Source organism: Sphaerisporangium rufum (assembly GCF_016863395.1).
Lineage (GTDB): Bacteria > Actinomycetota > Actinomycetes > Streptosporangiales > Streptosporangiaceae > Sphaerisporangium > Sphaerisporangium rufum.
Window position 1 is genome coordinate 1 of sequence record NZ_BOOU01000028.1, and the last position, 13,370, is coordinate 13,370.

Sequence of the window (13,370 nt, forward strand, 5' to 3'; positions counted from 1 at the left end):
GAAGACGGTGCGCCCCGGCCAGCCCGGCGGCCCCTGCTCGACGGTGCCCACGTTGAGGTACCCGTACTTGACCGGGCCGGGAAAGTCGCCGTCCTGGAAGGGGGCCCGCATGACCTGGTGCTGGCTCGGCGGCACCCGGCCCTGGAAGACGAGCGTCTCGGTGCCCCGGCTCACCGCCGAATAGCGGGTGCGGACCAGCACCTCGCCCGCGCCCGGCGGCCGCACGGCGGCCGGGCGGATCTCTCCCGCACCCGGCGCGCGCAGCCAGAACGCCTTCGCATCGAACTCCATCGGCCTCCCTCACGTAGCTGCAGTCGGTGGACCGGTTCCCGCACGTCGCGGGGGCCAGCTGGATGATATTGGACGCCCGGCGTCCAGAGCGCACAGGTGGAGGCGCGTTGACCACGCTCGATTGGCACGGTACAGGAATCTCGGCCCGCGGCCCGGTGGCCGGAGTGGCGGCGCAGCTGCTCCTGCTCGCCGCGCTCGGCTCCGGCGCCGGACTACGCCCGGTCGGCTGGCTGGCCGGCACCGCCTACGCCGTGATCCTCGCGGCCATCCTGACCGGCGCCCTGCTCCGGTCCCGGGCCCGGTCGCTCGGCCCGGCCGGGCTGGTCACCCTCGCCCGGGCCGAACTGGTCGGCGGCGTCACCGCGCTGGTGGCGATGGATCTGCTCGGCGCGCACGCGCCGGCCGCGTTCGTTGTCGCGCTCGCCGCCGTGGCGCTGGTCCTGGACGGCGTGGACGGGCACGTCGCGCGGCGCACCGGCACGGTGTCGGCGCTCGGCGCCCGGTTCGACATGGAGGTGGACGCCTTCCTGATCCTGGTGCTCAGCGTCTTCGTCGCCCGCTCGGCCGGGCCGTGGGTGCTGGCCATCGGACTGATGCGGTACGCGTTCGTGGCCGCCGGACGCCTGGCGCCGTGGCTGCGCGCGCCGCTGCCGCCCAGCTTCGCCCGCAAGACCGTCGCCGCGTCGCAGGGTGTCATCCTGGTGGTCGTCGCGGCCGGGGTGGCCGCCCCGCCGGTCGCCGCCGGGCTGGCCGGCCTGGCCCTCGGACTGCTCGCCTGGTCGTTCGGCCGGGACACCGGATGGCTGTGGCGCCACCGGCGCACCCCCGCCCGCCCGCCGATCCCCGCGCTGACCTGAGCCGGCCCGGGCGCCGCACGACCCGGGTCACCGGGCGCCGCGCCGCCCCGGACCCGGACGCCGCCCGGGCGTAGGCCGCCGTTGCCCGGCCGGATCGTCGCGGCGTCGCGGATTCCAGCGGCCGCGGTCACCTGGATCCGCTCGACCTGCCCCGGTGGTCCCCGCTACGCGGCGGTGAGGCCGTGCGCGCGGAAGCGCGCCAGGACCTCAGCCACCTGATCGCCGGTGGGCGGCGGAGTGTCCGCCAGCGGGAACGGCCGGCCGAGCCGGTGGTACTTGGCCGCCGCCATCCGGTGGAAGGGCAGCACGTCCACCCGCTCCACGTTGCCCAGCCCGGCCACGAACCCCGCCAGCCCGTCCACCTCGTCCGGGTCGTCGGTGAGACCGGGCACCAGGACGAACCGCAGCCACACCGGCCGGCCGAGCACGGCCAGCCGGCGGGCGAAGCGCAGCGTCGGCGCGAGCGGCCCGCCGGTCAGCCGCCGGTAGGTGACCGGGGCGAACGCCTTGACGTCCAGCAGCACCAGGTCGGTGACCGCCAGCATCGCGTCGGTGGCCCGGTCGCCCAGATATCCGGAGGTGTCCAGCGCGGTGTGCAGGCCGAGATCATGGCAGCGGCGCAGCAGCTCGCCGGTGAACTCCGGCTGCAGCAGCGGCTCGCCGCCGCTGACCGTCACCCCGCCGCCGGCCACCGAGATGAACCGGCGGTAGCGGGCGATCTCCGCCATGACCTCGCCGGCGGCCATCCGCTGCCCGTCGCGCATCCGCCACGTCTCGGGGTTGTGGCAGTACAGGCAGCGCAGCGGGCACCCGGCGGTGAACACCACCAGCCGGGTGCCCGGCCCGTCGACCCCGACCGACAGGTCCCAGCCGGAGACGGCGCCGGTGGTCACCGCGCACCGTGGAAGGTGCGGTCGACCACGTCCTGCTGCTGCTCGCGGGTGAGCCGGGTGAAGTTCACCGCGTAACCCGACACGCGCACGGTGAGCTGCGGATACCGCTCGGGGTGCTCCATGGCGTCCAGCAGCGTGGCCCGGGAGAGCACGTTGACGTTCATGTGGAACCCGCGGGCGTCGAAGTAACCGTCCAGCACCCCGACCAGGTTCGCCACCCGCTCCGCCTCGGTCCGGCCCAGCCCGTCGGGGGTGATGGTGCTGGTCAGCGAGATGCCGTCCAGCGCGTCGTCATAGGGCAGCTTCGCCACCGACAGCGCCGAGGCCACGATGCCGCGCGCGTCCCGGCCGTTCATCGGATTGGCCCCCGGCGCGAACGGCCGCCCCGCCCGGCGGCCGTCCGGGGTGTTGCCGGTGTGCGCGCCGTAGACGACGTTGGAGGTGATGGTGAGCACCGACTGGGTGTGCTCGGCGTCCCGGTAGGCCGGATACCGGCGGATCTTCGCCATGAACGACCGGACCAGGTCCACCGCGATGGCGTCGGCGCGGTCGTCGTTGTTGCCGTAGACCGGGTGCTCGCCCTCGACCTCGTAGTCCACCGCCAGCCCGGTCGCGTCGCGGATCACCCGCACCTTGGCGTACCGGATCGCGGCCAGGCTGTCGGCGGCGACCGACAGGCCGGCGATGCCGCAGGCCAGCGTGCGCTTCACCGGATGGTCGTGCAGCGCCATCTCCAGCCGCTCGTAGGCGTACTTGTCGTGCATGTAGTGGATGATGTTCAGCGCGTTCACGTAGGTTTCGGCCAGCCAGTCCATCATCCGGTCGAAGGCCGCGGCGACCTGCTCGTAATCCAGGAAGTCGCCGGCCGGCGGCGGCAGCTTCGGGCCCACCTGCTCCCCGGTCATCTCGTCCCGCCCGCCGTTGATCGCGTACAGCAGGGTCTTCGCCAGGTTCACCCGGGCCCCGAAGAACTGCATCTGCCGGCCCATCGGCGCCGCCGACACGCAGCAGGCGATGGCCGCGTCGTCGCCGAACCGGGGGCGCAGCAGCTCGTCGCTCTCGTACTGGATCGCGCTGGTCTCGATGGACAGCTCCGCGCAGAACCGCTTGAACGGCTCGGGCAGCCGCGGCGACCACAGCACGGTGAGGTTCGGCTCCGGCGCCGGGCCGAGGTTGCGTAGCGTCTGCAGGAACCGGTAGCTGGTCCGGGTGACCAGGGTCCGGCCGTCGGAGCTCATGCCGCCGATCGACTCGGTCACCCAGGTCGGGTCCCCGGAGAACAGCCGGTCGTACTCCGGAGTGCGCAGGAAGCGCACGATCCGCAACTTGATCACCAGGTCGTCCACCAGTTCCTGCGCCTCCTCCTCGGTGATCTGCCCCTCGTCGAGGTCGCGCTGGAGGTAGATGTCGAGGAAGGTGGACGTGCGCCCCAGCGACATGGCCGCGCCGTTCTGCTCCTTGATCGCGGCCAGGTAGGCGAAGTACAGCCACTGCGCCGCCTCCCGGGCGGTGGCCGCCGGCCGGGAGACGTCGTACCCGTAGGACGCCGCCATCGCCTTCAGCTCGCCGAGCGCGCGGAGCTGCTCGGCGAGCTCCTCGCGGTCCCGGATCACCTCCTCGGTGGCGTAGGCGCCGTCCAGCGCCGCGCGCTCGGCGCGCTTGGCCTCGACCAGCCGGTCCACCCCGTAGAGGGCGACCCGCCGGTAGTCACCGATGATCCGTCCCCGCCCGTAGGCGTCCGGCAGCCCGGTGATGACCCCCGACCGGCGGGCCCGCCGGATCTCCGGGGTGTAAGCGTCGAAGACGCCCTCATTGTGCGTCTTGCGGTATCGGGTGAAGACCTCCCGCACCCGCGGGTCCAGCTCGTACCCGTAGGCGGCCAGGCCCGCCTCCACCATGCGCAGCCCGCCGGCCGGCATGATGGCGCGGCGCAGCGGGGCGTCGGTCTGCAGGCCCACGATCAGCTCCCGGTCCCGGTCGATGTACCCGGGCCGGTGCGAGGTGATCGAGGAGGGCGTGGCCGCGTCCACGTCCAGCACGCCGCGCCGGCGCTCCTCGGGGAACAGCGCGGACACCTTTCCCCACACCGTCCGGGTGCGCTCGGTCGGCCCGGCCAGGAAGCCCGCGTCCCCCGAATAAGGGGTGCGGTTGCCCTGGACGAAATCGCGTACGTCGACATGGGTCCGCCACCTGCCGGGACGGAAGCCCCGCCACGCCGCGAGCCCGGTCCCCTGATCGTTGACTACCGCCGTGACCACCGCGTACCTCCCTGGCCGAGACCTCGCCCGGGACTCGCCCGGACCGGCCGGAACCGCCGGTCCCGGCGATCCCGCACCCAATCTCCCACCGGGCCGGCCGCGGCGGGCCGACCGTCGGTCCTCGATCGCCGGGACCAACGCCTCCACCGATCCGGGCCGTCCGGCGGCCGGGCCGATGACCGTCAACCGTGCCGGCAGGAGTGCTCGCGGCCCGGTGGCTCCTGGGGCCGGGACGGCCACCGGCCGGGCGGTCGGGACGGGAGACGACTGCCCGGCCGCCGGCCGTGGTACGCGCACCGGGCCGCCCGTCGGCCGCGGCACGCCCGCCGGTTGGCGATCGCCGTCTCCGGCGGCAGGCACGCTGCGGCGCGGCCCGGTGAAGCCGTGGTCCGATCCGCGGGTGCGGCATACTCTCGCGGCATGGCCGACACATTGATGGGAGAGACGCCGGAACGGGACCAGGTGCCGGTCGCCGCACCGAGAGCGGACGCCCGGCTGCGGCCCACCGCCCGCATCCTGCTGGTCGACGCCCGGGACCGGATCCTGCTGTTCCACGGCCCCGACATGATGAAGATCGGCACCCCCGCGTGGTTCACCCCCGGCGGCGGTGTCGACCGGGGCGAGGATCTGCCCGCGGCCGCGGCGCGCGAGCTGCTCGAGGAGACCGGCATCCGGGCGGCGCCGGCCGACTTCGGGCCGGTGGTCGCGGTCAGCGCCGGCCACTGGGTCAGCAGGAAGGGACGGCTGTACTACTCGCGGGACTCCTACTTCTTCCTGCGCGTCGCCGAGACCGCGGTCGACACCTCCGGCATGGAGGTCTACGAGGCGCCCCTGCTGTCGGTGCACCGCTGGTGGACGCCCGCCGAGCTGCGGACCACGGCCGAGCATGTGATACCGCTCGGGCTGGCCGGTCTGCTCGGCCGCCTGCTGGCCGGTGACGCGCCGCCCGCCCCTGCCGTGCTGCCGTGGCATCACCGCGAACCGCCACTGTGACGCCGGCCACTTGCCGCCGGCCACTTGCCGCCGGCCACTTGCCGCCGGCCACTTGCCGCCGGCCACTTGCCGCAGGCCACTGTGACGTCGGCCGGGAGCGGCTCGCATTCGGCCGGGCGGCCGCCGCGCCGTGGGGGTGGCGGTCCGGTGTTCGCCGGCATCCGGTCACCCGGGGGTGTGTGTTCGCCCCCCCGGCCTGCGGGACCGCCCTGGCCATCACCGGCACTGACCGCCGGCCCCGGGCCGTCAGCGCTCGGCCGGGGTGAGGCGGGCGGCCGAGGTGCCGAGCCCGGCCGGCGGGAACGGGAAGTCGGCCAGCCGGCGCGGGGTGTACACCCGGCGTAGCTCCGCCTCGGTGTACCGGGCACATCGCCGATGCCACTCCAGGATGCCGGACATCCAGTCCTTCAGCCGGTCGGCGTGCTGGAACAGGGCCCGCCGGACCGGCTCGTCGAGGCCGTCGCACAGGGCCGGCAGGTCGTTGGCCAGGATGTGCCCGAACTGCTCGATCCGGGCGGCCATCAGGTCGGCGACCACGTCGCGCGCCTGCCATCGGTCGACGTCCAGGAAACGCTGCACGACCAGCACCATGTTGTGCAGCTCGCCCTCGAACTCGATCTCCTTCTGATAGGAGAACAGGTCGTTGGTGAAGCAGGCGTAGTCCTGTGCGGCGGTGTCCAGCTCGCGCAGCACCCGGGTCTGGAAGATCTCCGGTGGCACCAGGTCGGCGTGCGCCAGATGCGCCAGGCTCATCGTCAGGTCGGAACCGAACGTCCGGCGACGCATCTCGACGTAGTCGATCGGGTCGGGGACCCGATGCTGTGCCTGGTCGGCGAGCTCCCACAGCCAGCTGGACGTCATGTCGGTGACCGCGCCGCGGAACCGGCGGCGCGCGGCCGGGCTCATCGGCCCGGCGGTGCGCCGCCACAGGTCGGCCAGGCCGCGCTCCAGCGCGTTCGCCGGCTCGGGCGTGACCCCGGCATCCAGCGGCATGAAGGCGGGCAGCCGCTCGTCGCACGCCTTGGCCGCGGCGAGGTCCCGCCGGGCTCCGAAGACGAGGGGATAGTAGTCGTCCCCGTAGGTGCCCCAGGCGAGCCAGTCGGCGGACAGCGCCAGCCGCTCGGCGGTGGCGTCCGCGTGGATCATCGCGGCGCAGTGCGCGAAGTCGAACCCGCGGAAGCGGCGCTCGTCCCACACGCCGCCGAGCTCCACGCCCGGCACCGCGTCGAACATGCCCATCCGCCGCGCCCAGCCGATGGCGTGCGCTCTGGCCTGGTCGAGATACGGGCTGGTGCGGAACGAGTAGGGCATGACCAGGCCCGGCGGCGGGAGATGCCCGACCGGCTGGTAGGGAAGATGGCTGCGTTGCCGCAGCCGCAGCCGCGGCGCCGGCCCGGCGGACGGGAACGGCGCCCGCAGCGCGGCGGTGCCGAGACCGGCCGGCACACCCGGGCCGGCGGCCGGCGTATCGCCGGCGGTGCGGTTGTTCATGTACCGGCTGGAGCGGGCGTGCCACTCGTGGCCGCCCGCCTGCCAGTCCTGCAGGCCCTTGACGTAGGCCACCACGCCGAGTTGCTCGGCCGGCGGCACCCGGTGCTCGGCGAGCAGGGCCGGCACCTCGGTGAGCGCGGTGTCCTCGAACTGCTGCAGGCGGGAGGTCAGCAAATCGTTGACCAGCTCGGCGGCCGCCTGGGTCGAGCAGCCGAAGAAGCGCTCGAAGACCAGCACGCCGTTGGAGTTCTCCCCCTCCTCGCGCACCTCGCGCTGGTAGGAGAACAGGTCGTTGCGCAGGTGCACCGCGTCGGAGAACGTGTCGGTCAGCACCTGGATCGGCCGGGTGCCGGCCAGGGCGTCCGGCACCTCGGCGCCGACGGCGTACTCCACCAGGTTGGCCGACCACGGGGCGCCGCCGACCCGGCGCCGCATCTGCACGTACTCGATGGGGTTGGCGACCCGGCCCTGGTCGATGTTGTCGAGCTCCCACATCGACTCGACCATCAGGTTGTGCGTGCTGGTGACGAACCGGCGCCGCCAGCCCGCCGACATCGCCGGGACGGTGCGGGCCCACAGGTCGGCGAGGCCGGCCTCGACGGCGTTGGCCGGCTCAGGTGGACTCGCGCCGTCGGCGGTCATGAACGACTCCAGCCGGTCGATGTGCGCCCGGGCGCCCGCCAGATCGCGGGAGTACTTGAAGTGCTCCAGGAAGTGGTCGTCGAAGAAGAACACCCACACGTACCAGTCGGTGACCAGATCCAGGGCGGGGCCGTCGCAGTCGGGATGGGTGTAGGCGCACATGAGCGCGTAATCCATCTCGGCCAGCGCCGCCTCGTCCCACACCAGGCCCCCACCAGGGCGGGCGGAGTCGAGCATGCCCATCCGGCGGGCCCAGTCGGTGCTGTGCGCGCGGGCCCGCTCCAGGTGCGGGTTCAGCCGAGCCGGATACGGCAGGTAGAACTCGGGCAGCGTGAACGCCTGCATGACCGCCTGCTTTCGGGGGGACCGGCGGGTCTGTTGACCCGGCGTTACCAAGTCATGACCCAGCGTACCGGACCCCGGGTGGCGGGACGGAAGTTATCCACAGGGTGGGGGTGGCGATAAATGGTCGGACGTCTTTCCGGATGAATGTTTCATCGGCGATTGTTGATCTTGATCGATGATCTCCTCGCATTTGCGCAGGCAGACGGCGCGCTTTTCGGCGATCCGGCCGCTGTCGGGCCCTGCTGTTGAAGGGCTGCGCGCAATATGCTGTACATCCTCCCGAAACAACCACACGATGGGAGCGCTCCCACAGCAGGATGCGCGCTGGGCGCTGCTTGGCCGTCTCAAGAAGGCGGCGGACCCGTCAGTTTCATTAGGGAGAAAAACACACCATGGGACCCCAAAAGAGTTCCTGGCGTACAGCCGCGACGGTGCTGGCAGGTTCGCTGCTGGCCGCCGGTGCGCTGATCGCCAGCCCGACCTCGGCGAACGCCGCGGTCGCCTGTGAGGTCACGTACGCGAAGACGTGGGACGGTGGCGGCGGCTTCGGCGCCAACGTCACCATCAAGAACCTCGGTGACGCCCTGTCGAACTGGACGCTCACCTTCGCCTTCCCCAACAGCCAGCGGGTGACCAGCGGCTGGACCGCCGAGTGGTCCCAGTCCGGCGCCAACGTGACCGCCAGGAGCATGTCCTACAACGGGTCCCAGGCCAAGGGCGCCTCCTGGACCATCGGGTTCAACGGCAGCTACAGCGGCTCCAACAACAACCCCACCAGCTTCGCGATCAACGGGGTCACCTGTAACGGCCAGCCGGGCCCGAACCCGACGCCGACGGTGACGCCGACCCCGTCCGTGACGCCGACGGTGACGCCGACCCCGTCCGTGACGCCCACGGTGACGCCGACCCCGACGGTCACCCCGACCGGTCCGCCTCCCGCGCACGTGGACAACCCCTACGCCGGCGCGACGGGGTATGTGAACCCGGACTGGTCCGCCAAGGCCGCCGCCGAGCCGGGCGGCAGCGCGGTGGCGCAGAACTCCACCGGCGTGTGGATCGACCGGATCGCCGCCATCAACGGCACCAGCACCGCGCGCGGCGTGCGGGCGCACCTGGACGAGGCCGTCAAGCAGGACGCCGCCAACGGCAGCACGCCGCTGACGATCCAGTTCGTCGTGTACAACCTGCCGAACCGTGACTGCTCGGCGCTCGCCTCCAACGGTGAGCTGAAGATCTCCGAGAACGGTCTGGCCCGTTACAAGACCGAGTACATCGACCCGATCGCCGCGATCCTCGGCGACGCCAAGTACCGGGCGCTGCGGATCGTGACGGTCGTCGAGATCGACTCGCTGCCGAACCTGGTCACCAACACCAACCTCGCGGCCTGTGCCGAGGCCAAGTCCTCCGGCGCCTACGTCGAGGGTGTCCAGTACGCGCTGAACAAGCTGCACGCGATCGGCAACGTCTACACCTACGTGGACGCGGGTCACCACGGCTGGCTCGGCTGGGACTCTAACTTCGGTCCCTCCGCGCAGCTGTTCGCCAGCACCGTGCGCGGCACCACCGCGGGCTTCGCCAGCGTCGACGGCTTCATCACCAACACCGCCAACTACTCGGCGCTGATCGAGCCGCACTTCACCATCAACTCCACGGTGAACGGCACCAGCGTCCGGCAGTCCAAGTGGGTCGACTGGAACTACTACGTCGACGAGCAGTCCTACGCCCAGGCGTTCCGCCAGCGGCTGGTCTCGGAGGGCTTCAACTCCAACATCGGCATGCTGATCGACACCTCGCGTAACGGCTGGGGCGGCTCCGCCCGGCCGGCCGGGCCGAGCACCGACACCAGCAGCGTCGACGCCTTCGTGAACAAGTCGCGTGTCGACCGGCGGATCCACGCCGGCAACTGGTGCAACCAGAGCGGCGCCGGCCTCGGCGAGCGGCCGAAGGCCAGCCCCGCCGCGGGCATCGACGCCTACGTGTGGATCAAGCCGCCGGGCGAGTCCGACGGCGCCAGCAAGGAGATCCCGAACGACGAGGGCAAGGGCTTCGACCGGATGTGCGACCCCACCTACGGTGGTAACGAGCGCAACGGCAACAACCCGACCGGCGCGCTGCCCGACGCCCCGATCGCGGGCCAGTGGTTCTCCGCGCAGTTCCGCGAGCTGCTCGCCAACGCTTACCCGGCCGTCCGGTAAGCACCCGCACGACGGGCCCCGCCGCGACCGCATCCGGTCGCGGCGGGGCCCACCGGCGGCCACGCCGCGGTCCCGCTCCGGCCCAGGGGTTCCCCGGAGCGGGACCGCGGCTTCTCCATGTCCGGAGGTCGTCCCGGTGCCGGCCGCCCCTGATCCGGGCTCGCCTCGGGGTTCGGGTAGCGTGCGAGACGTACGCTGTACGTCCAGTACCCCCCGAGGAGCGACGTGCCCGAGCCCGGCCGCCGGCGGCGGATACTCGTCCTGTTCATCTGCTGCATGAGCCTACTGATCGTCGGACTGGACAACACGATCGTCAACGTCGCGCTCCCGGCGATCGAGCGCGATCTCGCGGCCCCGGTCTCCGGCATGCAGTGGACCGTCGACGCCTACACCCTGACGCTGGCGAGCCTGCTGCTGCTGTCGGGGTCCACCGCGGACCGGATCGGCCGCCGCCGCACCTTCCAGGCCGGGTTGGTGATCTTCGCGATCGGCTCGCTGCTGTGCGGCCTGGCACCGAGCCTCGGCTGGCTGGTGGTGTTCCGGGTGCTGCAGGCGGTCGGCGGCTCGATGATGAACCCGGTGGCCATGTCGATCATCACCAACACCTTCACCGAGCCGCGGGAGCGGGCCCGGGCCATCGGTGTCTGGGGCGGCGTGGTGGGGATCAGCATGGCGCTCGGTCCGGTCGTCGGCGGCTCGCTGGTGGAGCCGTTCGGCTGGCGGGCCATCTTCTGGATCAACGTGCCGGTGGCGGTGCTGGCCGTGGTGCTGACCGCCCGGTTCGTGCCCGAGTCGCGGGCACCGCGCCCGCGCCGGGCCGATCCGCTGGGCCAGGCGCTGGTCATCGTCGCGCTGGCCGCGCTGACCTACACGATCATCGAGCTGCCGATGCTCGGCTGGCGGTCACCATTGATCATCGGCACCGCGGTGGCGGCGGTGGCGGCCTTCGCGGCGCTGTGCGGGTACGAACTCCGCCGCCCGGAGCCGCTGATCGACGTGCGGTTCTTCCGCAGCGCGCCGTTCTCCGGTGCCTCGCTCATCGCGGTGTGCGCGTTCGGCGCCTTCGGCGGTTTCCTGTTCCTCAACACGCTCTACCTGCAGGACGTCCGCGGGCTGTCCCCGTTCGACGCCGGGCTGTGCACGCTGCCGATCGCGGCGATGGCCGTGATCTTCGCGCCGCTGTCCGGCCGGCTGGTGGGCGACCGCGGCCCGCGACCGTCGCTGGTGCTCGCCGGGCTCGGCATCACCGCGGGCGGGCTCATGCTCACCCGCCTGGCGGCGGACACGCCGCTGGCCTGGCTGCTGGTGGCCTACGCGGTCTTCGGCTTCGGGTTCGCCATGGTGAACGCGCCGATCACCAACACCGCCGTCTCCGGAATGCCCATCACCCAGGCCGGTGTGGCGGCCGCGGTCGCCTCGACCAGCCGCCAGGTCGGCCAGTCGCTCGGCGTGGCCGTCGCCGGATCGGTGCTGGCCGCCGGGCTGGCCGGTTCGATGCGGGACGGCTTCCTACGCGCGGGCCAGGCAGGCTGGTGGATCACCGCCGGGTACGGCGTGGTGGTGCTGGTGGCCGGCCTGGTCACCACCGGCCGGTGGGCCGAGGGCACCGCCGCCCGCACCGCCCGCCGCCTCGACACCGGCCCGGCTCCCCAGCCCGCCGGCCCGTGACCGCGCCGGCCGGCCCGGATTCAGTGATCGCGCTGGACCAGCAGGCGGGCGAGGGTGCCCAGCTCGGCGGCGGGACGCGGCTCGGGACGCGCGGCGGACAGCAGGTCCAGCGCGTCCGCGAGCAGCTCGCCCGCCCGGGTGTCGGCCCACTCGCGCGCACCGGCCGCCTCGACCAGCGCGGCCGCCCGGGACAGTTCGGCGGGACCGAGATCCTGGCCTGACCGGTAGAGCGCGGCGAGCTCGGCGGCGGCGGGCGTGCCGGAGGTGAGCGCCGCCACCACCGGCAGCGACTTCTTCCGGTTGCGCAGGTCGGAGTACACCGGCTTGCCGGTGACCGCGGGGTCGCCCCAGATGCCGAGCAGGTCGTCGGCCAGCTGGAACGCCAGGCCGGCGCACCGGCCGAATCCGCGCAGCGCCTCCACCCGTTCGGGGTCGGCGCCGCCGGCCAGGCCGCCGAGTGCGCAGGCGGTGCCGAGCAGCGCACCCGTCTTGGCCTCCGCCATGCGTGCGCACTCGACCGGCGTCACATCGTCGCGGCCCTCGAAACCCGTGTCGGCCATCTGGCCCTCCACCAGGTCGAGCACCGCGGCGGCGAGCATGCGCACCCCGTCACCGGCGTAGATGGCCGGAGCCGCGGCGAGCACCTCCGACGCCAGTGCCAGCAGCGCGTCCCCGGTCAAGATGGCGGCCCCGACACCGAAGACGCTCCACGCGGTCGGGCGGTGCCGGCGGGTGGCGTCGCCGTCCATCACGTCGTCGTGCAGCAGCGAGAAGTTATGCACCAGCTCGACCGCGACGGCGGCCGGCACGGCGGCGGTCGCCGATCCGCCGGCCGCCTCCGCGGCGAGCAGCACGAGCGCCGGGCGCAGGGCCTTGCCGCCGTCACCGGCGGCGGCCAGGCCGCCTGCGTCCAGCCAGCCGAAGTGGTAGCCGGCGATGCGCCGTACCGGCGCCGGCATGGTCTCCACGGCCGACCGCAGGGCGGGGCCGGTCAACTCCCGACTCCAGGCCAGCACTTCCGTCGCCGGTCGGCTCGTGGTCATCACCCTGGCCATACCTGGGCCTCCTCTCTGGGCACGGAACGGGAGGTTTCGGGGCGTGCGGGCACGCCGGGATCCTCTCCCTCGACTTCATCACAATCACCGCCGCCGATCCCGTGACCGGCAGCACTGATTTCGGCCTGGCACCGGGCTCGGATGCACGATCAGTGGCCGATCTCGACGTTCTCCAGCACGCCGAGGGCGTCGGGCACCAGCACGGCGGCGGAGTAGTAGGCGCTGACCAGGTAGGAGGCGATCGCCTGCTCGTCGATGCCCATGAAGCGGACCGACAGCCCCGGCTCGTACTCGTCGGGCAGGCCGGTCTGGTGCAGGCCGATCACCCCTTCCTCGTCCTCGCCGGTGCGCATCACCAGGATGGAACTGGTGCGCGCGTCGCTGATGGGGATTTTGTCGCAGGGCAGCAGCGGCACTCCCCGCCAGGCGGTCACCCGGCGGCCGTCGACCTCGACCGGTTGCGGATGGACGCCCCGGCGGGTGCATTCGCGGCCGAACGCGGCGATCGCCGCCGGGTGGGCCAGGAAGAAATGCGAGCTGCGCCGCCGGCAGAGGATCTCGTCGAGGTCGTCGGGGGTGGGTGGGCCGGTGCGGGTCTGGATGCGCTGGCGCAGGTCGGCGCCCGCGAGCAGGCCGAAGTCGGGGTTGTTGACGAGTTCGTGTTCCTGGCGTTCGCGTAAGG

General features: G+C 72.7%; 8 protein-coding genes and 2 pseudogenes. 4 read left to right on the forward strand and 6 right to left on the reverse strand.

Features of this window, described 5'->3' with window-relative positions; all coding sequences use genetic code 11:
- A pseudogene (locus Sru01_RS08815) lies at positions 1 to 291 on the reverse strand (dehydrogenase); the annotation flags it as partial.
- Positions 292 to 398: 107 nt separating this feature from the next.
- Between Sru01_RS08815 and Sru01_RS08820 the strand changes: the two are divergent.
- Positions 399 to 1,148 (forward strand): CDP-alcohol phosphatidyltransferase family protein, encoded by a 750-nt coding sequence (locus tag Sru01_RS08820; RefSeq protein ID WP_239137147.1) that lies wholly within the window; start codon positions 399 to 401, stop codon positions 1,146 to 1,148.
- 164 nt (positions 1,149 to 1,312) lie between these two features.
- On the opposite strand, the gene pflA is transcribed toward Sru01_RS08820, so the two are convergent.
- On the reverse strand, positions 1,313 to 2,041 hold the full coding sequence (pflA, locus tag Sru01_RS08825; RefSeq protein WP_203983408.1) for a pyruvate formate-lyase-activating protein: 729 nt from the start codon (positions 2,039 to 2,041) through the stop codon (positions 1,313 to 1,315).
- A complete protein-coding gene (gene pflB, locus Sru01_RS08830; RefSeq protein WP_203983409.1) occupies positions 2,038 to 4,299 on the reverse strand; it encodes a formate C-acetyltransferase in 2,262 nt (753 codons plus the stop codon). Before pflB ends, pflA begins: the two co-directional genes overlap by 4 nt.
- 420 nt (positions 4,300 to 4,719) lie before the next feature.
- Between pflB and Sru01_RS08835 the strand changes: the two genes are divergently transcribed.
- Entirely contained in the window at positions 4,720 to 5,292 is a 573-nt protein-coding gene (locus Sru01_RS08835; protein ID WP_203983410.1) for an NUDIX hydrolase, read from the forward strand.
- Between the two features lie 246 nt (positions 5,293 to 5,538).
- Here the strand turns inward: Sru01_RS08835 and Sru01_RS08840 are convergent, their stop codons facing one another.
- Positions 5,539 to 7,770: a terpene synthase family protein gene (locus tag Sru01_RS08840; RefSeq protein WP_203983411.1), complete on the reverse strand. Its 2,232-nt coding sequence runs from the start codon at positions 7,768 to 7,770 to the stop codon at positions 5,539 to 5,541.
- A gap of 392 nt (positions 7,771 to 8,162) precedes the next feature.
- On the opposite strand from Sru01_RS08840, the gene Sru01_RS08845 reads away from it, so the two are divergent.
- Positions 8,163 to 9,965, forward strand: a complete 1,803-nt coding sequence (locus Sru01_RS08845) for a glycoside hydrolase family 6 protein (protein ID WP_203983412.1) — start codon at positions 8,163 to 8,165, stop codon at positions 9,963 to 9,965.
- Positions 9,966 to 10,190: 225 nt separating this feature from the next.
- Entirely contained in the window at positions 10,191 to 11,633 is a 1,443-nt protein-coding gene (locus tag Sru01_RS08850; RefSeq protein WP_203983413.1) for an MFS transporter, read from the forward strand.
- A gap of 20 nt (positions 11,634 to 11,653) precedes the next feature.
- Here Sru01_RS08850 and Sru01_RS08855 read toward each other — a convergent pair whose 3' ends face one another.
- Positions 11,654 to 12,676, reverse strand: a complete 1,023-nt coding sequence (locus tag Sru01_RS08855) for a family 2 encapsulin nanocompartment cargo protein polyprenyl transferase (RefSeq protein WP_239137153.1) — start codon at positions 12,674 to 12,676, stop codon at positions 11,654 to 11,656.
- 161 nt (positions 12,677 to 12,837) lie between these two features.
- A pseudogene (locus tag Sru01_RS08860) lies at positions 12,838 to 13,370 on the reverse strand (Crp/Fnr family transcriptional regulator); the annotation flags it as partial.

Excerpts from the sequence above, each read along its gene's own strand:
- Sru01_RS08835 (WP_203983410.1), top strand. The coding sequence starts at position 4,720 with ATGGCCGACACATTGATGGGAGAGACGCCGGAACGGGACCAGGTGCCG.
- Sru01_RS08840 (WP_203983411.1), bottom strand. The coding sequence starts at position 7,770 with ATGCAGGCGTTCACGCTGCCCGAGTTCTACCTGCCGTATCCGGCTCGG.
- Sru01_RS08845 (WP_203983412.1), top strand. The coding sequence starts at position 8,163 with ATGGGACCCCAAAAGAGTTCCTGGCGTACAGCCGCGACGGTGCTGGCA.
- Sru01_RS08855 (WP_239137153.1), bottom strand. The coding sequence starts at position 12,676 with ATGACCACGAGCCGACCGGCGACGGAAGTGCTGGCCTGGAGTCGGGAG.